This window comes from Cellulomonas pakistanensis (assembly GCF_016862755.1).
Taxonomy (GTDB): domain Bacteria; phylum Actinomycetota; class Actinomycetes; order Actinomycetales; family Cellulomonadaceae; genus Cellulomonas; species Cellulomonas pakistanensis.
On sequence record NZ_BONO01000018.1, the window covers coordinates 62,508 to 84,731 of the forward strand.

The following is a 22,224-nucleotide window of genomic DNA, read 5'->3' on the forward strand; positions in this document are numbered from 1 at the left end:
CCGCATGACCAGCGACGACGCCGTTCCCACCCCCGACCTCGCGATGTCCCCGGACCAGCTCGCGTGGATCGAGCAGTTCGCGCTCACGTGGGAGGGCACGAACAGCGCCCGGATGGAGGGGCGCGTCGTGGGGCTGCTGATGATCGCCGACCGCCCGTACCTGTCGTCCCAGCAGATCGCGCAGCTGCTGACCGCGAGCGCCGGGGCCGTGTCCACCGCGACCCGGCGGCTCGTCGAGGTCGGGTTCATCCAGCGGCACGCGATCGCCGGCGACCGGAACCACTACTTCCGCGTCGAGGACGACATCTGGGGCCGCTGGCTGGCGAGCGAGCGGAACTACCTGCCGCGGCTGCAGCGGGTCCTGGACCAGGGCCTCGCCGCCGAGGGCCCGCTCGCCGAGGGGCCGGCCCGCCGGCTCCGCAACGCGCGCAACTACATGGAGTGGCTCGCGGGGTACCACCGCAAGATGCTCGCCGACTGGGAGGCCTACCGCGACGCGCAGGCCGGGACTGGAGAACCGTGACCACCGAGCCCACCCCCGCCCCCGCGCGCGCGGCGACCGCCGCCGCGGAGCCCGCCCCCGTGCTGTCCCTGCGCGACCTCACCGTCACGTTCCGCGTGGACCGCGGGACGCCCGACGTGCACGCCGTCCGCGGCGTCTCGTTCGACCTGCACGCCGGCGAGGTGCTGGCCGTGGTCGGCGAGTCCGGGTCGGGCAAGTCGGTGTCGTCGCTGGCGGTGCTCGGCCTGCTGCCCGGCACCGCCCGGGTCAGCGGGAGCGCGCGGCTCGGCGACCTCGAGCTGGTCGGGCTCGACGACCGGGCGCTGTCCGACGTCCGCGGCCGCCGGGTCGCGATGATCTTCCAGGACCCGTCCAACGCCCTCGACCCGGTGTTCACCATCGGGTTCCAGCTGCGCGAGACGCTGCGCCGGCACCTGCCCGGGCTGTCCCGCGCCGACGCCCGCGCCCGGGCGGTCGAGCTGCTGCGGATGGTCGAGCTGCCCGACCCGGAGGACCGGCTGGCGTTCTACCCGCACCAGCTCTCCGGCGGCCAGGCCCAGCGGGTGATGATCGCGATGGCCCTCGCCTGCGACCCGGAGGTGCTCATCGCGGACGAGCCCACCACCGCGCTCGACGTCACCGTGCAGGCCGAGGTGCTCGACGTGCTGCGCCGGCTCCGCGCACGCACGTCCGCCGCGATCGTGCTCATCACGCACGACATGGGCGTGGTCGCCGACCTGGCCGACCGGGTCGTCGTCATGCGGCACGGCGAGGTCGTCGAGACCGCGGACGTGGCCGACCTGTTCGACGCGCCCGCCGCGGACTACACCCGCACCCTGCTGTCCGCCGTCCCGCGGATCGGCGCCGACGAGCGGCCGAGCGCCGCCGACGCCGCGGAGCGGCCGGCCCTCAACGTCGAGCACCTGGTCGTCGAGTACCGGAACCGGCGCGGCCGCGTCGTCCGGGCGGTCGACGACGTGACCCTGCGCGTGCAGCCCGGCGAGATGGTGGCGCTGGTCGGCGAGTCGGGCTCCGGGAAGTCGACGCTGGGCCGGTGCGCGCTCGGGCTCGCGCCGCTCACGTCCGGCACCGTCGAGGTCGTCGGCACCCGGCTCGGGCGCGACACGCCGCGGGCCGTGCGCGCCGCCCGCACCCGGATCGGGGTCGTGTTCCAGAACCCCGCCGCGTCGCTCAACCCGCGGTACACCGTCGGCGAGTCGGTGGGCGAGCCGCTGCGGGTGCACGCGGGCCTGCGCAGGGGCGCGCTGGCCGCCCGGGTCGCCGAGCTGCTGGACGGCGTCGAGCTGCCCGCGGCGTGGGCGTCCCGCTACCCGCACGAGCTGTCCGGCGGGCAGCGCCAGCGGGTCTCGATCGCGCGGGCGATCGCGCTCGACCCCGAGCTGCTCATCGCCGACGAGCCGACGTCCGCGCTCGACGTGTCCGTGCAGGCCACCGTCCTGGAGCTGTTCCGGTCGATCCAGCAGCGGCTGCGGTTCGCCTGCCTGTTCATCAGCCACGACCTGGCGGTCGTGGACGAGCTCGCCGACCGGGTCGCGGTCATGCACCGCGGCCGGCTGGTCGAGGTCGGGGAGCGCAGCCGGGTGCTGCGCGCGCCGGAGCACGACTACACCCGCCGGCTCCTGGACGCCGCGCCGGTCCCGGACCCGGCGGCCCAGGCCGAGCGGCGGGCGGTGCGCGCGGCGGTCTGACCCGCCGCGTCTCACGAGCGGGCGGGTCCCGCCACCCGAGAGCGCCCGATTCGTCCGTGATGTCGACCACATGTGCGGTTTTTCACCCGCCCCTTACCCCAGGTTTGCTCCTGACGCCACAGGAACCCGTGCGACCGTCCGATGGACAGCAGCACACGGGCCGACCCGGCCCGGATGCGACGTCGGCCCGGCCGGCGCCGCAGGGGCCCCTCAGGGGGTCGGAGCACGGAGGTGGGACCGCATGACACTCGACGACCTCGGCCGCCCGGCCGCGATCCGCCGGCTGCCCGCCGCCTGGACCCCCTTCGACGAGCTCCGAGCGGCCGTCGGCCCCACCCCGTGCGTCGCGCGGCCCCACTCCGGCCTGGTGCACCGGGACGGCCCCTGCCAGTGCTTCGTCGGCGGCCCCGCCCCCGAGCACGCCGAGCGCCCCGAGGACCTCGTGCTCGCGCTCGCCTGGCACGGCGCCGCGTAGCGTTCACCCGCTCCGGACCCATCCGGGCCCGCGCCCGCTCCGAACCCCTCGCGACACCACACCCGAGGGAACGCAAGGAGCGATGATGCGACGCACCCGCAGCACCTACGCCGTGGCCGCGATGGCCGCCGGGCTCACCCTGAGCCTCACGCTGGCCGCCTGCAGCAGCTCGGAGGGGGACACCACCGGCAGCGCGCCGTCGGCGACCTCCTCGACGGAGATGGACCACGAGGGCATGAGCACGGACTCGGTCGAGCCCGTCAGCACCGGCGACCCGTTCGCCGACGCCCGGACCGCCGCGGCGCACATGCCGGAGACGGGCCTCACCCTGGCGACCGGCCTGGCCGCCGCCACCGAGACCGCGGGCGAGGTGGACTCCGACGCCGCCGCGCTCCGCTCGACGCTGACCGCGCTGCTCCAGGAGCACGTCTACCTGACCGGCATCGGCGTGGCCACCGCCTACACCGCGGGCCCGGACTCCGAGGAGTTCGCCGCCGCCAAGGCCTCCCTGGACGGCAACACCGACGACCTCGCCGCGGCCGTGGGCTCGCTGGCGGGCGAGGAGAACGCCGCGACGTTCCAGGAGGTCTGGGACGCGCACATCGGCTACTTCGTCGACTACGCGGTCGCGGTCAAGGCCGGGGACACCGCCGGGGCCGAGGCCGCGCAGGCCGAGCTCGCGCAGTACACGAAGGACGCCGGCGCGTTCTTCGAGCAGATCAGCGCGGGCAACCTGCCCGCCGACGCGGTCGCCGAGGCGCTCGCCATGCACGTGAGCACCATGTCCGCCGCGATCGACGCGCTCGCCGCCGGCGAGCCGACCGCGTCCGACACCCTCAAGGCCGCGGCCGACCACGTCGGCATGGACGCCGCCACCATCGCGACCGGCCTCGCCGCCGGCGCCGGCCTGTCCGGCGACGCGACGGACGACGCCTCGACCCTGCGGGCGACGCTCACCGCGCTGCTCCAGGAGCACGTCTACCTGGCCTCGTACGCCGTGTTCACGGCGTACACCGCCGAGGGCGGCGTGGAGTCCCCGGCGTTCACCGCCGCGGCCGCCACGCTCGACGCCAACTCCGTGGCGCTGTCCGACGCCGTGACCTCGCTCGCGGGCGAGGAGCAGGGCGCGGCGTTCCTCGACCTGTGGCGCGAGCACATCGGGTTCTTCGTCGACTACGCGGTGGCGGACGCCACCGGCGACGCGGAGGCCAAGGAGCAGGCGCTGATGGACCTCGACGGCTACCGCGGCCCCGCCGGGCAGTTCTTCGAGGACGTGAGCGGCGGCGAGCTGCCCGCGGACGACGTGGCGGCCGGGCTCGGCATGCACGTGTCCACGCTCGCCGGCGCGATCGACTCGCTGGCGGCGGCGCTCGTCCGCTGACCGGTCCCCGGACCGTGACGCCGGCCCCGTCCCCGTCGGGGCCGGCGTCACGCCCGCGCCGGGCGGCTCCACGTACGGTCGCCCGCCCCGCGTGAGGCAGACTGGCGCAGTGTCCTCCCCCGGTGCTCCCCGCCCCGTCGGCCTGCTGACGGCCGACGAGGCCCTCGCGCGGGTCGCCGACGGCGACCTCGACGCCTTCGGCACGCTCTACGACACGCTGTCCCCCGCCGTGCACGGCACGGCGCTCGCCGTGCTCCGCGACCCGGACCACGCGGCGGAGGTCGCCCAGGAGGTCATGGTGGAGATCTGGCGCACCGCACCGCGGTGGGACGCCCGGCGCGGCACCGCCCGCGCGTGGGCGACCACCATGGCGCACCGGCGCGCGATCGACCGGGTGCGCTCGGTGCAGGCCCAGCGCACCCGCGACCAGGCCGCCCTCGACGCCGACCGGCCCCGGTCGTTCGACGTCGTCGCCGAGCAGGCCGAGTCCAACCTCGAGGCCGAGCGCGTCCGGCACTGCCTGGACGGGCTCACCGACACCCAGAAGGAGGCCGTCGTGCTCGCCTACTACGACGGCCGCACGTACCGCGAGGTCGCCGAGACGCTCGCCGCCCCGCTGCCCACCGTGAAGAGCCGGATCCGCGACGGCCTCACCCGCCTGCGCGACTGCCTGGGGGTGGCCGCGTGAACGCCGCGACCCCGCGCGCCGGCGACCGCCGGCCCGACGACGCCGCCACCCGCGAGCTGCTCGGCGCCTGGGCGCTCGACGCGCTCGACGACGCCGACCGCGCCCGCGTCGACGACCTGGTCGCGCGCGACCCCGACGCCGCCCGCGAGGCCCGGTCGCTGCGGGAGACCGCCGCCGTGCTCGGCGAAGCCGTCGCCGTGGCGGCGCCCGACGCCGTGCGGCTGGCCGTGCTCGCCGAGGTGGCGCGGACGGCGCAGGACCGGGCCCCGGGCACGCCGTCGGCGGAGGCCGAGCCGGTCGACGCCCCCGCGCACGTCGCCCCCGCCGCGGGCGCCCCGTCGTCGGCACGCCCCGCCGCCGGCCCGTCGGCGTCGACCGGGCCGTCGTCCGCCGGCCCGACGTCCGGCCCCGCGTCGTCGCGCCCCGCCGGCCGCCCCGCCGCGCGCCGCCGGCGCCGCACGTGGTCGTCCGTCGTCGCCGCCCTGGCGGTGCTCGCCGCCGTGGCCGTCCCGTCGACGGTCGCCTGGCGGCAGTCCGAGCGCGCCGCCGAGGCCGAGGCCCGCGCCGACCGGATCACCGCCCTGCTCGCCGAGCCGGGCGCCCAGGTCGTGTCGGCCCCGGTCACCTCCGGCGGCACCGCGGTGGCCGTCGTGACCGCCGACGCGGCGCTGGTCACCGCGACCGGTGTGGACGTCCCGGGGTCCGACGAGGTCTACCAGCTCTGGGTCATGCGGGACGGCAGCCCGGTGCCCGCCGGCACCACCGCGGCCGCCGACGGCGCGCTGCAGATCCGCACCGATGTCTACCGCGAGGGCGACGCGCTCGCCCTGACGGTGGAGCCGGCGGGCGGCTCGGAGCAGCCGACGAGCGAGCCCGTGGTGGTCCTGGCCCCGGCCTGACGGCGCGGTCAGTCCGCCGCGGTGTGCGCCGCCCCGCGCGGGATCACCAGCGGCGTGCCGGCGAGCGGGTCCGGGATGACGAGGCACGGCAGCCCGAACACCTCCTCGACCAGCTCGGCGGTGACGACGTCCCCCGGCCGCCCCTGCGCCACGACCGCGCCGTCCTGCATCACGACGAGGTGCGTCGCGTAGCGGGCGGCGTGGTTGAGGTCGTGCAGCACCGCCACCAGCGTCGCGCCCTCGGCGTGCAGCCGGGCGAACAGGTCCATCAGCTCGATCTGGTGGGCGATGTCGAGGAACGTCGTCGGCTCGTCCAGCAGCAGGATCCCGGTCTGCTGGGCCAGCGCCATCGCCACCCACACCCGCTGCCGCTGCCCGCCGGACAGCTCGTCCACCGGCACGTCGGCCAGCTGCGTCACCCGGGTCGCGTCCATCGCGTCCGCGACCGCCCGGCGGTCGGCGTCGGACTGCTGCCGGAACAGGTTCTGGTGCGGGTACCGGCCGCGGGCCACGAGCTCACCGACGGTGATCCCCTCCGGCGCGAGCGCCGTCTGCGGCAGCAGGCCCACCCGCCGGGCGACCTCCTTCGTCGCCATCCGGTGGATCGAGGAGCCGTCCAGCACCACCTCGCCGGCCGCCGGGCGCAGCAGCCGGGCCAGCGCCCGCAGCAGCGTCGACTTGCCGCACGCGTTGGGGCCGACGACGACCGTGAAGGAGTCGTCCGGCACCGCCAGGTCCAGGCCGGTCGACACCGTCCTGCGCTCGTACCCGAGCGTCACGCCGGCGGCCCGCAGCCGCCCCTCGGTCACCATCGCCGCCGCGCCTCCTGCACGATCAGGGCCAGCAGGTACACCCCGCCGAGCACCACCGTCACCACGCCCACCGGCAGCGCCGTGGGCAGCCGCTGCGCCACCACGTCCGCCGCGAGCAGCACCACCGCGCCGGTCAGCGCCGACGCCGCCAGCGGCAGCCCCGCCGACCCGGCCAGCCGCCGCGCGATCTGCGGCGCCGCCAGCGCGACGAACGCGATCGGGCCGGCGACCGCCGTCACCGTCGCGATGAGGGCCACGCCGAGCACCACCACGGCGAGCCGCGCCGGCTCGACGCGCAGGCCGTGCGACCCCGCCGCGTCGTCGCCGAGCTCGAGCTGGCGCAGCGGTCCGCGGAGCGCCCACACCAGCGGCGTCAGCCCCGCCAGCACCGCGAACGCGGGAAGCGCCTGCGACCAGCCCACGAGCGAGATCGACCCGGCGCCCCAGATCGACGCCGTCAGCGCCACCTCGGTCTCCGCGCGCAGCAGCAACCAGACGTTCAGCCCGTGCAGCATGCCGGTCACGCCGATGCCGACCACGATCAGGCGGAAGCCCTGGACCCCGTCCCGGTACGCCAGCAGGTACACCACGAGCGCCGTCAGCAGCCCGGCGACCAGCGCTCCCGCCGAGACGCCGAGGGTCCCCGTGCCGAGGAGCGTCGTCACGACGAGCACGCCCGTGTACGACCCGGTCGAGAAGCCGATGACGTCCGGCGAGCCGAGCGGGTTGCGGGTGAGGGTCTGGAACAGCGCGCCCGAGACCGCGAGCGCCGCGCCGAACGCGAGCGCGACCAGGACGCGGGGCAGCCGCCACTGCGTGACGACGGTCGTCGCGAAGCCCTGGTCGCCCGCGAGCGCCGCCACGACCTCCGGGATGCTCAGCGGGTAGTCGCCGAGGCCGAGCGCGACGAGCGCGAGCCCCAGCGCGGCGACCGCGAGGGCCGCGACGGCCAGCCGGCCCCGCCGCCGGGGCCCGGCGGCGCGCCGCCCCGCGCCCGTCCCGCGCTCCGCGGGCACCCGCACGGCGGTCACAGCCCGGTCGCCGTCCGCCGCCGCACCAGCGCGATGAGCACCGGCGCGCCCACGAACGCCGTCACCACGCCCACCGGCAGCTCGCCCGGCCACAGCAGCACCCGCGCCGCCACGTCGGCCAGCAGCACGAGCACCGGGCCGGCCACCGCCGACAGCCCGAGGACCCACCGCTGGTCCGGGCCGACCGACCACCGCACGATGTGCGGCACCATCAGCCCGACCAGCGTGATCGGCCCGGCCATGGCCGTCGCCCCGCCCGCCAGCAGCGTGATCGCCACGACCGCCAGCACGCGGGTCCGCCCGACCGAGGCGCCCAGCGCCGTCGCGAGGTCCTCGCCGAGCCCGAGCGTGTTGAGCGCCCCGGCCACGACGCCCGCGACCGCCAGGCCGAGCAGCACGAACGGCAGCACCGGCAGGATCACGCCCCAGCCGCGCGCCTGGAACGACCCGGACTCCCAGGTCAGCAGCACCGCGAACCGCTCCTGGTCCGTGAGCCGCAGCGCGCCGACCACCCCGGTCAGCACCGCGCTGAGCGCCACCCCTGCGAGCGTGAGCTGCACCGGCCCGGCGTTCGACCGGCCGGCGGAGCCGACCAGGTACACCGCGAGGGTCGCGAGCAACGCCCCGCCGAACGCGAACCACACGTACCCCGAGGGCCGGGTCACCCCGAGCAGCACCACGCCCATCGCCACCGCGAACGCCGCGCCGCTGGTCACCCCGAGGATCCCGGGGTCGGCGAGGGGGTTGCGGGTCAGGGCCTGCATCAGCCCGCCGGCGACCGCGAGGCCGGCGCCGACCAGCACCGCGAGCACGGTCCGGGGCAGCCGGAGGCCCACCACGGCGGCGCGGTCCGCCGGCGGCACGTCCTGCCCGGTGAGCGCGCCCCACACCGTGCCGAGGTCGACCGGGCGCGACCCGACGGCGAGGCTCAGGGCGAGCGCGGCGACGAGCAGGCCGAGCAGCACCAGCAGCGCGCCGCCGCGCCGCGCGGTCGAGGACGTCCGCGCGCGGACGGCCGGGGCGGCCGGGTCCGCCGGGTCGACGAGCGCGCTGCGGGCGCCGCGGGCGCTGCGGGCGCTCACCCGGGGTTCCCGCATCTCATGAGGCTAGGCTAACCTTCCGGGGCATCCGCTCGTTCGTGACTCGGTTCCCGAAGTCGCGCGCGGGCCCCCACCACGAAAGGCCCTCGATGAAGACCATGCGTGTCGCCGCCGTCGCGGCGGTCGCCGTCCTGGCCCTGAGCGCGTGCTCCGGCACCGGCGACTCCGCCGGCTCGGGCGAGACTACCGCCGCGGGCACCGGTGGCTCGGCGGCCGAGGGCGCCTTCCCCGCGACCGTCGAGACCAAGTTCGGCGAGGTCACGGTCGAGGCGCAGCCCGAGCGGATCGTGGCGCTCGGCTGGGGCGACGCCGAGACCGCGCTGTCCCTCGGCTACCAGCCCGTCGGCGCCTCCGACTGGCTGGCCTTCGGCGGCGACGGCGTCGGCCCGTGGGCCGAGGGCCAGTACGACGAGTCCCCGGAGATCATCGACACCCTCGAGCCGTCCTACGAGGCCATCGCGGCGCTCGAGCCGGACCTCATCCTCGACGTGAAGTCCTCCGGCGACCAGGACCGCTACGACCGGCTGTCCGAGATCGCGCCGACCGTCGGCGTCCCCGAGGGCGGCGACTCATACCTCACGACCGGCCAGCAGCAGCTCGAGCTCATCTCCGCCGCCCTCGGCGTGCCCGAGAAGGGCGAGGAGCTCCGGGCGCAGCTCGAGGACACCTTCGCCGAGGCGCGCGCGGCGCACCCCGACTGGGACGGCAAGACCATCGCCGCGGCCACCCGGACCTCCGAGGGCTGGGGCGCCTACATCGAGGGCGGCGACCGCGTCGACTTCCTGCAGAACCTCGGCTTCGTGCAGTCGCCGACGATCGCCGAGCTGCCGGTGTCGGCCTCGGGCTTCAGCGTCGACATCTCGTCCGAGCAGCTGGACCTGCTCGACGCGGACCTGATCGTGGCGTTCCCGATCTACATCGAGACCACCGAGATCACCGAGGACCCGCAGTGGCAGGCCATCCCGGCCGTCGCCGACGGCCGCGCCGTGGTCATCGACGGCGACCTGTCCTCGGCGTACTCGCTCGGCACCATCGGCGCCCAGCAGTACGCGCTCGACAACCTCGTGCCGCTCATCGAGGAGGCGCTCGGCTCCTGAGCCGCGCCTCGCGTCGCGCACGACCCCGGCGGGGGCGTCGCTCACACCGTGAGCGGCGTCCCCGTCAGCCGTTCGTAGGCCTCGAGGTACCGGGCCCGCGTGCGCTCGACGACGTCGGCCGGCAGGGCGGGCGGCTCGGCGTCGCCGGCGCGGTCCCAGCCCGACTCCGCCGAGGCCAGCCAGTCGCGCACGAACTGCTTGTCGAAGCTCGGCTGCGCCCGGCCCGGCTCCCAGCCGTCCGCCGGCCAGAACCGCGACGAGTCGGGCGTCAGCACCTCGTCGCCCAGCGTCACCGCGCCCGTCGCCGGGTCGACGCCGAACTCCAGCTTGGTGTCCGCCAGGATCACGCCCCGCTCCCGCGCGATGCCCTCGGCCCGCACGTAGACCGCGAGCGTCAGGTCGCGCAGCTCCTCCGCGCGCGCCCGGCCGAGCTGCCCGGCGACGACGTCGAGGCTGACGTTCTCGTCGTGCTCGCCGAGCTCCGCCTTGGTCGCCGGCGTGAAGACCGGCTCCGGCAGCCGCGAGCCGTCGACGAGGCCGGCCGGCAGCGCGATGCCGGTGACCTCGCCGGTGGCCCGGTACTCCGCCAGGCCGGACCCGGTGAGGTAGCCGCGCGCCACGCACTCGACCGGGAACATCTGCAGCCGCCGGCACACCATCCCCCGGCCCAGCACGGCCTCCGGCACCGCGGGCGCCTCGGCCGTCACCACGTGGTTCGGCACCAGGTCGGCGAGCTGGTCGAACCACCACAGGCTCAGCCGGGTCAGCACGACGCCCTTGCCGGGGATCCCGGGGCTCAGCACGTGGTCGAACGCGCTCACCCGGTCGCTCGCGACGACGAGCACGACGTCGCCGTGCTCCTCCGCGACCGCGGTCCCGGCCTCCTGCGTGGTGTCGGGGACGTACAGGTCGCGGACCTTGCCGGAGTAGGTGTGCGTCCAGCCGGGCAGGGTGGGTGCGGTCATGGGGCCATCCTGCCGCAGGCCGCGGGGTGGGTCGGGCGTCCGGGCGTCAGACCAGCGTGAGCACGCCGAGCAGCGCGACGGCGGCGCCGAGCAGCATCGACACGGTGATGAGCACCAGGTGCACCGTGAGGAACCGGGTCGGCCGTCCCTGGGCGTCGCGGGCGCGGGGGTCCTTGGCGATGCGCGCGCCGAACCGGGGCCAGACGAGCAGGCTCCAGGCGCCGGCGACGAGCAGGACGAGGGACCAGGCGAGGGGCAGCTCCATGCGGGCGAGTATGCCCGGTGGCGGCCGCCTCGCCGCCACGGTTTCTCGTTTGACGAGTGATATATTCAGCCGAATGAGAACCGCGGCCCCAGCCGTGCTTCCGATCTTCCGATCGGACCTCCAGGCGCGCCTCCTGCTGCACCTGCTGACGTCGGACCACGGCGACTCGGCGAGCGATCTCGCGCGCGCGACCGGCGCGCCCGTCCCGACCGTGCACCGCGAGGTGACCCGGCTTGCCGCGGCCGGCCTGCTGCGGAGCGAGCATCGCGGTCGCACGATCCTGTACCGCGCCGACGAGGAGAACCCGGCGACCGTGCCGCTGCGGCAGCTCGTCCTCATCTCGCACGGCCCTGTGGAACTGCTGCGGCAGACACTGGCGGACGTACCCGGGATCATCGTGGCGAAGGTGTTCGGCTCGTGGGCCGCCCGCGCCTCCGGGGAGCCAGGGCCGTCTCCCGGTGACGTCGACCTGCTCGTGGTGGGCCCCGTCGACCGCCGCGCCCTGTTCGCCACGCTCTCCGACCTGGAGCCGCGGGTCGGACGCCCGATCAACCCCACCGTCATCGGCGAGGACCGCTGGGCGCGGAGCGACGACCCCCTTGTGGACGAGATCCGCAGCCGCCCGACGATCGATATCGTCGGCGGATGACGCCCGCCGAGTGGCCCCACGGCCGCGCCGAGATCGAGGCGCTGCTACGCGGGCGCCGTCTCGAGCAGGTGCCGCCGAGCACCGACAACGCGCTGGCGCTCATCGCGAGAGCGCGCCTCCACCTGGCCACGGCGGAGGCGGTGGCACCGACCGACCCCGACATCGGCATGGACGCGCTGCACGACGCCAACCGGAAGGCGCTCGAGGCGGTGCTCCTCGACCAGGGCCTCCGGACGACGCGCGACGGCGGGCACACCGCGCCGTACGAGGCGGCGAAGGCACAGCTCCGCACCTCCGCGCGCACCGCGCGGCCCGAGCTGTTCGTCTACGAGGTCGTCCGCCGGCTGCGGCACGGCGCGGACTACGCCAGCTACGAGGTGCACCTGACCGCGAGCGACGTCGGCGACGACCTGGCCGACTCGCACGCGCTCGTCGAGATCTGCTCGCGGCTGGTCGGGAGCATGCCGGCGTTCCGGCCAGACCCGGCCCGCTGACCCCATGCCGCGACGGGCGTCAGAGCTCCGCGGCCGTCCGGGCGATGTCCGAGCGGTGGTGCGAGCCCGCCAGGCCGATCCGCTCGACCCCCGCGTACGCCGCTTCGCGCGCGGCGGCCAGGTCCGGCCCCGTGCCGACGACCGACAGCACCCGCCCGCCGGCCGACACGACCGTGCCGTCGGCGCCGGCCGCGGTGCCGGCGTGCAGCACGTGCACGCCCCGCACGGCCGCCGCCTCGTCGAGCCCGGTGATCACGTCGCCGGTCCGCGGCGCCTCCGGGTAGCCGGACGACGCCACGACGACCGTCACGGCCGCCTCGTCGGTCCACTCCAGCGGCGGCAGGTCGCCGAGCCCGCCGGTCGCCGCCGCGAGCAGCACCCCGGCGAGCGGCGTGGCCAGGCGCGCGAGCACGACTTGCGTCTCGGGGTCGCCGAACCGCGCGTTGAACTCCACGACCCGCGTGCCGCCCAGGGTGAGGGCGAGGCCGCAGTACAGGACCCCCACGAACGGGGTGCCCCGCCGGGCCATCTCGTCCACGGTCGGCTGGGCCACCCGGGCCACCACCTCGTCGACCAGGCCCTCGGGCGCCCACGGCAGCGGCGTGTACGCGCCCATGCCGCCGGTGTTCGGGCCGGTGTCCTCGTCGCCGACGCGCTTGAAGTCCTGCGCGGGCACGAGCGGCACCACGTGGGTGCCGTCCGACAGCACGAACAGCGACACCTCGGGGCCGTCGAGGAAGTCCTCGACCACGACCCGGCCGCCGGGCTTGGCCAGGCACGCGAGCGCGTGCTCCAGCGCGACGGCGCGGTCCTGCGTGACGACGACGCCCTTGCCCGCGGCGAGGCCGTCGTCCTTGACGACGTACGGCGCGCCGAACGTGTCGAGCGCGGTCTCGGCCGCGGACGGCTCGGTGACGACGACCGGGTCGGCGGTCGGCACGCCCGCGGCGGCCATGACCTCCTTGGCGAACGCCTTCGACCCCTCGAGCCGCGCGGCCTCGGCGCTCGGGCCGAACACCGGCACGCCGGCCGCGCGCACCGCGTCGGCCACGCCCGCGACCAGCGGCGCCTCCGGGCCCACGACGACCAGGTCGGCGCCGAGCGAGGTCGCCAGCGCGGCCACCGCCGCGCCGTCCAGCGGGTCGACCGCGTGCAGCGTGGCGAGCGCGCCGATGCCGGGGTTGCCCGGGGCGGCGTGCAGCTCGGCGACCTGCGGGTCGCGGGACAGGGCGAGGGTGAGGGCGTGCTCGCGGGCGCCGGTCCCGACGACGAGGATCTTCACGACGCCGACCCTACCGACAGCCCGCGGGCGGTCAGCCCAGCAGGTCGTGGATCGAGACGGTCGCCTCGCGGCCCGGGCCGACGCCGACGGCGGAGATCCGGCAGCCCGAGATCTCCTCGAGGCGCGCCAGGTACCGCTGCGCGTTCGCCGGCAGGTCCGCCAGCTCGCGCGCGCCGGAGATGTCCTCGGTCCAGCCGTCCAGGTACTCGTAGACCGGCTTCGCGTGGTGGTAGTCGCTCTGGTCGTCCGGCATCTCGTCGAACCGGCGGCCGTCCACGTCGTACGCCACGGCGACGGGGATCTTGTCCCGGCCGGTCAGCACGTCGAGCTTGGTGACGACCAGGTCGGTGAGGCCGTTGACGCGCGAGGAGTACCGGGCGACGACGGCGTCGTACCAGCCGGTGCGGCGCGGGCGGCCGGTGGTGGTGCCGAACTCGCCGCCGGTCTGCCGGAGCCACTCGCCGTCCTCGTCGAACAGCTCGGTCGGGTACGGGCCCTCGCCGACGCGGGTGGTGTACGCCTTGGCGACGCCGACGACCCGGTCGATGCGGGTCGGGCCGACGCCGGAGCCGGTGCAGGCGCCGCCCGCGGTGGCCGACGACGAGGTCACGAACGGGTAGGTGCCGTGGTCGATGTCGAGCATGGTGGCCTGGCCGGCCTCGAACACCAGCGTCTTGCCCGCGTCGAGCGCCTGGTTGAGCACCAGCGGGGTGTCCGCGACGTAGGGGCGCAGCCGCTCGGCGTAGCCCAGCAGGTCCTCGACGGTCTCGTCGACCGTGATCGCGCGGCGGTTGTAGACCTTCACCAGCAGGTGGTTCTTCTGGTCGAGGGAGCCCTCGACCTTCTGCCGCAGGATGTTCTCGTCGAACAGGTCCTGGATGCGCAGGCCGACGCGGTTGATCTTGTCCGCGTACGCCGGGCCGATGCCGCGGCCGGTGGTGCCGATCTTGCGCTTGCCGAGGAACCGCTCGGTGACCTTGTCGATCGTCCGGTGGTACGGGGCGATGACGTGCGCCGCGGACGACACCAGCAGCCGCTCGGCGGAGACGCCGCGCGCCTCGAGGGCGTCGATCTCCTCGAACAGCACCGCGATGTCGATGACCACGCCGTTGCCGATGACCGGGACGACACCGGGCGACAGGATGCCCGAGGGCAGGAGGTGCAGGGCGTACTTCTCGCCGTTCACGACCACGGTGTGCCCGGCGTTGTTGCCGCCGTTGAACTTCACCACGTAGTCGATCCGCGAGCCGAGCTGGTCGGTCGCCTTGCCCTTGCCCTCGTCGCCCCACTGGGTCCCGAGCACCACGACGGCCGGCATGTGATCACCACTCCCACCCTGCCTCGCGGCGGCACCCGCAGCGGGGCCGAGCGGCGTGGCTCGGGCGCGGGAGGTCCGGGCACGGGGCGGCAGGCGACCCCAGTACCTCCGGAAGGCTACCGGAGGCGCGTGATCACCGTCCGTCCGCGCCCGGCCCGCACCCGCCTCAGCGCAGGCCGGCGACCTCGGCGGCGGAGGTGCCGGAGTCGACGAGGAACTGCTCGCAGCGCCGCGCCTCCTCGTCCTCCTCGATGGCCTCGGCGGCCTCGGCGAGCGCGAGCAGCGCGCGGAGGAAGCCCTGGTTCGGCTCGTGGTCGGCGGGGATCGGGCCCTGGCCGCGCCAGCCCGCGCGCCGCAGCGCGTCGAGGCCGCGGTGGTAGCCGGTGCGGGCGTAGGCGTACGCGGCGACGGGCTCGCCCTCGTCGCGCAGCGCCCGCTCGGCGAGCAGGGCCCAGGCGAGCGACGAGGCGGGGGCGCGGCGCGCGGCCTCGCGGGGGTCGCCGCCGCTGGTCAGGACGGCGCGCGCGTCGGCGTCGGCGCCCTCCGGCAGGCGGGTGGGCTCGGGTCCGAGGAGGTTGGCTCCGGTCATGCCGTCCAGTGTGTCAGCACCCCTGGGTGGTGGTCCTCGGCATGCGGTGACGCGCGCCAGGTGGTTACAGTCGTCCCGTTCGTGCCCGCTCCGTCGACAGGTCCCCCATGATCGAGATCGCCACCTCGGCCGCGACGACCACCCTCGTCATCGCCGGCGACCTCGACCTCGCCGAGCGCGACCAGTTCCCCGAGATCGCCGCCCGCGTGGTCGGCCTGCGCCGCCAGCTGCTCGTCATCGACATGTGCGGCGTCACGTTCATGGACTCGACCGGCGCGGCGTTCCTCATCTCGCTGGCCGACGCCAGCCGCAAGCGCGGCGGTGCGACGGTGCTGCGCGGCGCCGACCCGCGCGACCTGTTCGTGCTGGAGATCTGCGGCGCGCTCGAGCTGTTCCGGATCGATGCGGACCACCGCTGCGCGGGCGACGAGGCGCAGGCCGAGCCGGTCGACCAGGACGCGTCCTCCCCGGCCTGAGGTCAGAGCGCCAGCACCGTCCGCAGGCCGGCGTCGACCTGGTGCACGAGGCCGCTGGGCAGCGCGCTCACCGGGTACTCGACGTGCTCGCGGGAGACGACGGTCACCTGGGAGACGTTGGCGACGGAGTCCCTGTCGAGCCCGGAGGCGATCTGCGGCACGAGCACGTTTCCTGGCATGGCGGCGAGCGCGGTGTTCGAGGTGAGCGGCACGACGACGACGGTCCCGATGGTCGACCGGTTGAAGTCGTCGGCCTGCACCACGACGGAGGGGCGCCGCTTCGCGGGCGCGCTGCCACGGGGCACGCCGAAATCCACCCAGCAGATGTCGCCCCGGGCGATCACCAGTCGGCCTCCGTGACCACGTCGCCGGCGGCCCGCCGGAAGGCCTCGGTGTCAGCCCCGGGCTGGCCCGCCGTCCTGATCGCCTCGTCGATCCTGGCGGTCACGTCCTGGGCGTCCAGCTCGTCCGCGTACCGGCCGGCGGCGCGCCGGTAGAACTCCGAGCGGGTCATGCCGTGCCGCCGCGCGCTCGCGTCGATGCGCTCCGCCTCGTGGTCCGGGATGGAGATCGCCGTCTTCATGGCGCGAGTATAACGTCGGTTATACCGCGTCGGCAGGCCCCGGCCCGTCCAGCACCGACCGCTCGGTGGGCCGCACGCGCGCCCACACCACCTTGCCGCCCCGCGACGGGCGCCAGCCCCAGTCGGCCAGGCGCTCGACGATCCGCATGCCGAACCCGCCGATCCGCCCGGGGTGGCCCTCGGTCGCGACGGGCGGCGTCGGGTTGGAGTCCTCGACCTCGATCCGCAGGCCGTCGCCGGTGTCGTGCAGCCGCAGCGTGACCCGGCCCCAGCCGTGCAGCACGGCGTTCGCGACCAGCTCGGAGACGACGAGCTCCGCGTTCGCGGCGTCGCCCAGCTCCCAGGCGTGCGAGGTGCGCAGCACCGCGTGCCGGGCCCGGGCGATCGACGCGGGCTCGCTCGGCAGCTGCCAGCGCCGGCTGCGCACGTTGCCGCCGTGCCCCTGGGTGTCGGTGAGGTCGGGGACCCGCACGACGACGACCGCGATGTCGTCCTCGGGGTTGTCCGCGAGCCGCGCGAGCAGCTCCTCGCCGATGCCCGCGGCGTCGACGGCGGTGGCGCCCGCCGCGACCTCGCGCAGGGCGGCCAGGCCGTCGAGCAGGGCGCGGTCGCGGCGCTCGATCAGCCCGTCGGTGTAGAACACCAGGACGTCGCCCGGCAGCAGGTCGTGCCGCGCGGTGCGCCTCCGGCCGTCGCCGAACCCGATGAGCGCGCCGCCCGCGTCGTCCAGCAGGACGACCTCGCCCGCGCGGATCAGCAGCGCCGGCAGGTGCCCCGCGCGGGAGTACTCGAGGTGCCAGCTCGGGCAGCCGCCGTCCTCGGGGTCGCGCCGGGTGAGCGTGGTGAGCACCAGGCCCGCCGACCGCGGGATGCGCATGCCGCCGACCAGCTGGTCGACGCGCTCCAGCACCGTGCCGGGCTCGGTGACCTCGAAGGCGTACGCCCGCACGACGGAGCGGAGCTGGCCCATGGCCGCGGCCGCCTCGACGTCGTGCCCCACCACGTCGCCGATGACGACCCCGACCACGTCCGGGGCGATCTGCACGACGTCGTACCAGTCGCCGCCGACCTGCGCGTAGACGACGTTCGGGGCGTAGTACGACCACACGTCCAGGCCCTCGACCTCGGCCTGCTCCGGCAGCATCGCCCGCTGCAGGGTCTCGGCGACCCGGTGCTCGCGGGCGTACAGCCGGACGTTCTCCATCGCGAGGCCGACGCGGCGGGCGGTCAGGGACAGGATCGTCCGCGTGCGCTCGTCGACGCCGCCGCGGGCGGGCGCCGGGCGCGCCAGGTCCGGCGCGGCCGGCGGGCGGGGCACGACGGCGAGCAGCCCCAGCACCCGGTGCCGGCCCGGCAGCGGGAGCACCGCGACGTGGCCGACGCCCCCGCCCGGCACGCGGGCGCGCAGGTCGGCGGCCAGCCAGGCGGACGCGGTGCCGGGCTCGTGCGGCGCGTCGGTGTCCAGGTCGAGCACGAGGTGGGCCTCGCCCTCGCCGTCGAGCAGCCGCTGGACCGGGTCGTCCACGGCCGGCCGGGCGCCGCGGCGCGGGACGAACGGCGCGCCCGGGGCGCCGCGGCCGTGCCGCCGGCCGGAGGTGCGCACGGCGCGCGTGGCGTCGACGCCCTCGGCGGCCTGCAGGCCGTCGTCGTCGACGTAGAACCCGGCCCAGGCCACGACGCGGTGCCCGAGCAGCTCCGCGATGGCGCGCAGGCCGTACGGGTCGTCCAGGTCCATCACGAGATCGGAGACGGTGCCGATGAGCGCGAGGTCCTCGGTCTCCCGCCGGACGACCTCGACCTCGGCGGCCACGGCGGCGTCCCGGTCGACCTGGTCGGTGACGTCGACGAGGCCGGCGACCCAGTGCGACGGCTCGGTCGCGCCCTCGGCCGTGACCGGGGTGACGACGGTGCGCGCCCAGAACCAGTCGCCGCCGGCGCGGCGCAGGCGCAGCAGCGCCGACGTGGCGCGGCGGGCCAGCACGGCGTCCTGGAGCTGGTGCAGCCCCGAACCGTCCTCCGCGGACAGGGCGATGAGGTCGGCGGCGGGCCCGGCCACGTCCTCGAGGGCGAGCCCGGTCACCTCGGTGAACGCCGTGTTGACCCAGACGACGGGCCACTCCGGCGGCTGGGCGGCCACCACGAGGACCGGCATCCCCACGAGCTGGCCGACCGCGCGGCCGATCGAATCCAGGGTCTCCTCGGCGCCGTCACCGGGCGTGGAGTTGACCACCACCGCCTCCGATCGTCTAGCGTTCCCGACAGATCCCGGCGGATTGTCCGCCGCCGGGACGTGGCCGGCGACCCGGCGCGGCCCCTGCGGCCGTCGCCCGGACGGGAGGGAGCATCGTGCGCGACGGTAACAGCACACCCCCGGGCGGGCTCGCCGGGGACCAGGGCTCGGAAGCCGCGGCCGCCTCGACGGTACCCGCTCCGCGGGACGCCCCGGGCGAGCCGGGCTCGGTGCACGTCATCCTGTCCCCCGACCGGACCACGATCGTGCTGTCCGGCGAGGTCGACGCGGACCTGGGCGCGGACCTGGCGCAGGCCACGACCGACGCGGAGCAGGCCGGCGTGCCGATCGAGGTCGACGCGCACCACGTGACGTTCATGGACTCGTCCGGCGTGGCGTTCCTCGCCCGGCTGGCCATGCGGACGCCGCACCGGGTGCGGCTGCTGCACGTGCCGCCGACGGTGGAGTTCCTGCTGGAGGTCACCCGGATCGGCGAGCTGCTCGACGTGGTCGAGGACGACCCGCAGGACTGAGCCGCGCGCGCCGCGCCGCTCGACCCGGCGCCGCACGCACGAGGGCCCGGTCACCGTCACGGTGACCGGGCCCTCGTCGCGTCGGTCCCTGCACGGGGCCGTCGGACGGGTCAGCGCAGGCGCTGGCCCGCCGAGCGCAGCTGCTGCGACGCCTCGACGATGCGGGCGGCCATGCCGGCCTCGGCCAGCTTGCCCCAGGCGCGCGGGTCGTACGCCTTCTTGTTGCCGACCTCGCCGTCGACCTTCAGGACGCCGTCGTAGTTGGCGAACATGTGGCCGACCACGGGACGCGTGAACGCGTACTGGGTGTCGGTGTCGATGTTCATCTTGATGACGCCGTTGTCGACCGCCTCGGCGATCTCCTCGGCCGTGGAGCCCGAGCCGCCGTGGAACACGAGGTCGAACGGGTTCTCCTTGCCGATCTCCGCGCCGACCGACCGCTGGATCTCGGCCAGGATCGACGGGCGCAGCTTGACGGCACCCGGCTTGTACACGCCGTGCACGTTGCCGAAGGTGAGGGCCGTCAGGTAGCGGCCCTTCTCGCCGGCGCCGAGCGCGCGGACCGTCGCCAGGCCGTCCTCGGCGGTGGTGTAGAGCTTCTCGTTGATCTCGGCCTCGTGGCCGTCCTCCTCGCCGCCCACGACGCCGACCTCGATCTCGAGGATGGTGCGCGCGGCCTGCGACAGCTCGAGCAGCTCGGCCGCGATGACGAGGTTCTCGTCCAGCGGGATGTCGGAGCCGTCGAACATGTGCGACTGGAAGGTCGGGTTCTTGCCGGCCTTGACCTCCTCGGCCTCGAGGGCCAGGAGCGGGCGGACCCAGGAGTCCAGGTTCTTCTTGACGCAGTGGTCCGTGTGCAGGGCGACCGTGATGCCGTAGCCCTTGGCGACCTCGGTGGCGTACGCGGCGAGCGCGCGGGTGCCCGAGACGCGGTCCTTGACCGTGGAGCCCGACGCGTACTCGGCGCCACCGACGGAGACCTGGAGGATGCCGTCCGACTCCGCCTCGGCGAAGCCCTGCAGCGCGGCGGTGATGGTCTGGGAGGACGTGATGTTCACGGCCGGGTAGGCGAACTTGCCCGCCTTCGCCCGGTCGATCATCTCGGCGTACACCTCGGGGGTGGCGATGGGCATCGCAGCAGCTCCAAAGAGAGTGGGGTTCAGCTTTCTCCCCAAGTCTGGCACGTCCCGCGCGCAGGCCGGGCGGGACGTCCTGCCCACGAGACGCCCGTCGAGGTCAGGCCGGCGGCGGGCCCGCGTGCCGGACCACCCAGGCGTGCATCGCGATCGCGGCCGCCGCACCCGCGTTGACCGACCGCGTCGACCCGTACTGGTCGATGTGCAGCACGGCGTCGGCGCCGGCCCGCGCGGCCTCCGACAGCCCCGCCGACTCCTGCCCGAACAGCAGCACGCACGCCCGCGGCACCGGGTACCCGTCGAGCGGCACCGACCCGGGCACGTTGTCGATCCCGAGCACCGGCAGCGCCCCGCCGCCCGGGCCGGCCGTCGCGGACCACGCGAGGAGGTCGTCGACGTCGGGGTGGTGGTGGACGTGCAGGTAGCGGTCGGTCACCATCGCGCCGCGGCGGTTCCACCGGCGGCGGCCGACGACGTGCACGCCCGCGGCGTTGAACGCGTTCGCGGTGCGGACGACCGACCCGATGTTGAGGTCGTGCGCCCAGTTCTCGATCGCGACGTGGAACGGGTGCCGCCGGGTGTCGAGGTCGGCGACGACCGCCTCGACGGTCCAGTACCGGTACCGGTCGGCGACGTTGCGGCGGTCGCCGTGCGCGAGCAGCTCCGGGTCGAGGCGGGGGTCGTCGGGCCACGCGTCCGGGCCGCCGGGCCAGGGGCCGACGCCGACCTCGTAGGGGTCGCGGGGGTCGAGGTCGCGCGGGACGTCCCCGCCGGCCGCGGTCACGCCAGGTCGACGGCGAGGGCGGCCGCCGACGCGCGGGCCCGCGACCGCGCCTCGTCGACGTCGGCCCCGCGGGCCACGGCGACCGCCACGCGCCGGCGCCCGGCCACGGACGGCTTGCCGAACAGCCGCACCTGGGCGGTCGGCACCGCGAGCGCCGCGTCCACGCCGGAGAACGTCGGCACTCCCGTGCCCTCCGCCAGCACCGCGCACGACGCGGCCGGGCCGAGCGGCAGCACCTCGCCGGCCGGCAGGCCGAGCACCGCCCGCGCGTGCAGCGCGAACTCCGACAGGTCCTGGGACGCGAGCGTCACGAGCCCGGTGTCGTGCGGGCGCGGCGACACCTCGGAGAACAGCACCCGGTCCCCCACGACGAACAGCTCGACGCCGAACAGCCCCCACCCGCCGAGCGCCTCGGTCACGGTGGCGGCGACCCGCTGCGCCTCGGCCAGCGTGCCCGGCGGCAGCGGCGCGGGCTGCCAGGACTCCCGGTAGTCGCCGTCGACCTGGACGTGCCCGACCGGCTCGCAGAAGGTCGTGCCGCCGGCGTGCCGGACGGTCAGCAGGGTGATCTCGGAGTCGAACTCCACGAAGCCCTCGACGATCACCCGCACCGCGCCGCCCTCCTCGGCGGTCGCGCGGCCGCCGGACTGCGCGTACTCCCACGCCGCCTCGACGTCGCCCGCGGCGCGGACCACCGACTGGCCCTTGCCCGACGACGACATCACCGGCTTGACCACGCACGGGACGCCCACCTCGGCCACCGCGGCGTACAGCCCCGTCAGGTCGTCGACGAACCGGTACGGCGAGGTCGGCAGGCCGAGCTCCTCGGCCGCCAGCCGCCGGATGCCCTCGCGGTCCATCGTGAGCACGGTGGCCCGCGCCGTCGGCACCACCCGGACCCCGGTCGCCTCGACGTCGGCGAGCACCTGCGTCGCGATCGCCTCGATCTCGGGCACCACGACGTGCGGGCGCTCGGCCTCGAGCACGGCCCGCAGCGCGACGGGGTCGAGCATGTCGACCACGTGCCAGCGGTGCGCCACCTGCATCGCGGGGGCGTCCGGGTACCGGTCGACGGCGACCACCTCGACGCCGAGGCGCTGGAGCTCGATCGCCACCTCCTTGCCGAGCTCGCCGGAGCCGAGCAGCAGGACGCGGGTCGCGCCGGGCGTGAGCGGGGTGCCGAGGACGCCGGGCTCGCCGGCCTGCGGGGAGGTCGTCACGGCCGC

Annotated in this window: 25 protein-coding genes; 11 read left to right on the top strand and 14 right to left on the bottom strand. The window is 75.8% G+C overall.

Going from position 1 to position 22,224, the window contains the following annotated elements; genetic code table 11:
• Positions 1 to 4: 4 nt before the first annotated feature.
• From Cpa01nite_RS12390 to Cpa01nite_RS12415, 6 genes are all read left to right on the top strand, one after another.
• The gene (locus Cpa01nite_RS12390) at positions 5 to 523 is read left to right on the top strand and encodes a GbsR/MarR family transcriptional regulator (protein ID WP_203669080.1); all 519 of its coding nucleotides are present in this window, start codon (positions 5 to 7) and stop codon (positions 521 to 523) included.
• Positions 520 to 2,211, top strand: a complete 1,692-nt coding sequence (locus tag Cpa01nite_RS12395) for an ABC transporter ATP-binding protein (RefSeq protein WP_203669081.1) — start codon at positions 520 to 522, stop codon at positions 2,209 to 2,211. Before Cpa01nite_RS12390 ends, Cpa01nite_RS12395 begins: the two co-directional genes overlap by 4 nt.
• A 241-nt stretch (positions 2,212 to 2,452) precedes the next feature.
• A complete protein-coding gene (locus tag Cpa01nite_RS12400) occupies positions 2,453 to 2,686 on the top strand; it encodes a hypothetical protein (protein WP_203669082.1) in 234 nt (77 codons plus the stop codon).
• Between the two features lie 85 nt (positions 2,687 to 2,771).
• Positions 2,772 to 4,067, top strand: a complete 1,296-nt coding sequence (locus Cpa01nite_RS18895) for a hypothetical protein (RefSeq protein WP_203669083.1) — start codon at positions 2,772 to 2,774, stop codon at positions 4,065 to 4,067.
• Between the two features lie 109 nt (positions 4,068 to 4,176).
• On the top strand, positions 4,177 to 4,755 hold the full coding sequence (gene sigK, locus Cpa01nite_RS12410; protein WP_203669084.1) for an ECF RNA polymerase sigma factor SigK: 579 nt from the start codon (positions 4,177 to 4,179) through the stop codon (positions 4,753 to 4,755).
• Positions 4,752 to 5,654, top strand: a complete 903-nt coding sequence (locus Cpa01nite_RS12415; protein ID WP_203669085.1) for an anti-sigma factor — start codon at positions 4,752 to 4,754, stop codon at positions 5,652 to 5,654. Before sigK ends, Cpa01nite_RS12415 begins: the two co-directional genes overlap by 4 nt.
• 8 nt (positions 5,655 to 5,662) lie before the next feature.
• On the opposite strand, the gene Cpa01nite_RS12420 is transcribed toward Cpa01nite_RS12415, so the two are convergent.
• From Cpa01nite_RS12420 to Cpa01nite_RS12430, 3 genes are read right to left on the bottom strand one after another with little or no spacing between them, the layout of a single operon-like run.
• Positions 5,663 to 6,466, bottom strand: a complete 804-nt coding sequence (locus Cpa01nite_RS12420; protein ID WP_203669086.1) for an ABC transporter ATP-binding protein — start codon at positions 6,464 to 6,466, stop codon at positions 5,663 to 5,665.
• Complete coding sequence (locus Cpa01nite_RS12425; RefSeq protein WP_203669087.1) at positions 6,460 to 7,497, bottom strand: FecCD family ABC transporter permease; 1,038 nt, start codon at positions 7,495 to 7,497, stop codon at positions 6,460 to 6,462. Before Cpa01nite_RS12425 ends, Cpa01nite_RS12420 begins: the two co-directional genes overlap by 7 nt.
• Positions 7,494 to 8,594, bottom strand: coding sequence for a FecCD family ABC transporter permease (locus Cpa01nite_RS12430; protein ID WP_203669088.1), 1,101 nt, complete (start codon positions 8,592 to 8,594; stop codon positions 7,494 to 7,496). The genes Cpa01nite_RS12425 and Cpa01nite_RS12430 overlap by 4 nt, the downstream gene beginning before the upstream one ends.
• 92 nt (positions 8,595 to 8,686) lie before the next feature.
• On the opposite strand from Cpa01nite_RS12430, the gene Cpa01nite_RS12435 reads away from it, so the two are divergent.
• Positions 8,687 to 9,694, top strand: coding sequence for an iron-siderophore ABC transporter substrate-binding protein (locus tag Cpa01nite_RS12435; protein ID WP_203669089.1), 1,008 nt, complete (start codon positions 8,687 to 8,689; stop codon positions 9,692 to 9,694).
• 41 nt (positions 9,695 to 9,735) lie between these two features.
• On the opposite strand, the gene Cpa01nite_RS12440 is transcribed toward Cpa01nite_RS12435, so the two are convergent.
• Complete coding sequence (locus tag Cpa01nite_RS12440; protein ID WP_203669090.1) at positions 9,736 to 10,659, bottom strand: phosphoribosylaminoimidazolesuccinocarboxamide synthase; 924 nt, start codon at positions 10,657 to 10,659, stop codon at positions 9,736 to 9,738.
• A gap of 46 nt (positions 10,660 to 10,705) precedes the next feature.
• Positions 10,706 to 10,924, bottom strand: a complete 219-nt coding sequence (locus Cpa01nite_RS12445) for an SCO4848 family membrane protein (RefSeq protein WP_203669091.1) — start codon at positions 10,922 to 10,924, stop codon at positions 10,706 to 10,708.
• Between the two features lie 73 nt (positions 10,925 to 10,997).
• Here Cpa01nite_RS12445 and Cpa01nite_RS12450 point away from each other — a divergent pair, with 73 nt between their 5' ends.
• Positions 10,998 to 11,573: a MarR family transcriptional regulator gene (locus tag Cpa01nite_RS12450; protein ID WP_203669092.1), complete on the top strand. Its 576-nt coding sequence runs from the start codon at positions 10,998 to 11,000 to the stop codon at positions 11,571 to 11,573.
• Entirely contained in the window at positions 11,570 to 12,067 is a 498-nt protein-coding gene (locus tag Cpa01nite_RS12455) for a hypothetical protein (RefSeq protein ID WP_203669093.1), read from the top strand. Before Cpa01nite_RS12450 ends, Cpa01nite_RS12455 begins: the two co-directional genes overlap by 4 nt.
• A 19-nt stretch (positions 12,068 to 12,086) precedes the next feature.
• Here Cpa01nite_RS12455 and purD read toward each other — a convergent pair whose 3' ends face one another.
• From purD to Cpa01nite_RS12470, 3 genes are all read right to left on the bottom strand, one after another.
• A complete protein-coding gene (gene purD / locus Cpa01nite_RS12460; protein ID WP_203669094.1) occupies positions 12,087 to 13,349 on the bottom strand; it encodes a phosphoribosylamine--glycine ligase in 1,263 nt (420 codons plus the stop codon).
• 31 nt (positions 13,350 to 13,380) lie between these two features.
• Entirely contained in the window at positions 13,381 to 14,667 is a 1,287-nt protein-coding gene (locus Cpa01nite_RS12465; RefSeq protein WP_203669095.1) for an adenylosuccinate synthase, read from the bottom strand.
• 166 nt (positions 14,668 to 14,833) lie between these two features.
• A complete protein-coding gene (locus Cpa01nite_RS12470; RefSeq protein WP_203669096.1) occupies positions 14,834 to 15,256 on the bottom strand; it encodes a DUF3151 domain-containing protein in 423 nt (140 codons plus the stop codon).
• A gap of 107 nt (positions 15,257 to 15,363) precedes the next feature.
• Here Cpa01nite_RS12470 and Cpa01nite_RS12475 point away from each other — a divergent pair, with 107 nt between their 5' ends.
• On the top strand, positions 15,364 to 15,732 hold the full coding sequence (locus Cpa01nite_RS12475; protein WP_203669097.1) for an STAS domain-containing protein: 369 nt from the start codon (positions 15,364 to 15,366) through the stop codon (positions 15,730 to 15,732).
• Positions 15,733 to 15,734: 2 nt separating this feature from the next.
• On the opposite strand, the gene Cpa01nite_RS12480 is transcribed toward Cpa01nite_RS12475, so the two are convergent.
• Genes Cpa01nite_RS12480 through Cpa01nite_RS12490 form a run of 3 tightly spaced genes read right to left on the bottom strand, consistent with a single transcriptional unit; the run spans position 15,735 to position 18,548 of the window.
• A complete protein-coding gene (locus Cpa01nite_RS12480; RefSeq protein ID WP_275406247.1) occupies positions 15,735 to 16,076 on the bottom strand; it encodes a type II toxin-antitoxin system PemK/MazF family toxin in 342 nt (113 codons plus the stop codon).
• Complete coding sequence (locus Cpa01nite_RS12485; RefSeq protein WP_203669098.1) at positions 16,073 to 16,315, bottom strand: ribbon-helix-helix protein, CopG family; 243 nt, start codon at positions 16,313 to 16,315, stop codon at positions 16,073 to 16,075. The genes Cpa01nite_RS12480 and Cpa01nite_RS12485 overlap by 4 nt, the downstream gene beginning before the upstream one ends.
• 19 nt (positions 16,316 to 16,334) lie before the next feature.
• Complete coding sequence (locus Cpa01nite_RS12490) at positions 16,335 to 18,548, bottom strand: SpoIIE family protein phosphatase (RefSeq protein ID WP_239068745.1); 2,214 nt, start codon at positions 18,546 to 18,548, stop codon at positions 16,335 to 16,337.
• Positions 18,549 to 18,661: 113 nt separating this feature from the next.
• Here Cpa01nite_RS12490 and Cpa01nite_RS12495 point away from each other — a divergent pair, with 113 nt between their 5' ends.
• The gene (locus Cpa01nite_RS12495) at positions 18,662 to 19,078 is read left to right on the top strand and encodes an STAS domain-containing protein (protein ID WP_373307404.1); all 417 of its coding nucleotides are present in this window, start codon (positions 18,662 to 18,664) and stop codon (positions 19,076 to 19,078) included.
• Positions 19,079 to 19,188: 110 nt separating this feature from the next.
• Here the strand turns inward: Cpa01nite_RS12495 and fbaA are convergent, their stop codons facing one another.
• From fbaA to purT, 3 genes are all read right to left on the bottom strand, one after another.
• Positions 19,189 to 20,211, bottom strand: coding sequence for a class II fructose-bisphosphate aldolase (gene fbaA / locus Cpa01nite_RS12500; protein ID WP_203669099.1), 1,023 nt, complete (start codon positions 20,209 to 20,211; stop codon positions 19,189 to 19,191).
• Between the two features lie 103 nt (positions 20,212 to 20,314).
• On the bottom strand, positions 20,315 to 20,998 hold the full coding sequence (locus Cpa01nite_RS12505) for a TrmH family RNA methyltransferase (RefSeq protein ID WP_203669100.1): 684 nt from the start codon (positions 20,996 to 20,998) through the stop codon (positions 20,315 to 20,317).
• Entirely contained in the window at positions 20,995 to 22,218 is a 1,224-nt protein-coding gene (gene purT, locus Cpa01nite_RS12510) for a formate-dependent phosphoribosylglycinamide formyltransferase (RefSeq protein ID WP_239068746.1), read from the bottom strand. Before purT ends, Cpa01nite_RS12505 begins: the two co-directional genes overlap by 4 nt.
• Positions 22,219 to 22,224: the final 6 nt, after the last annotated feature.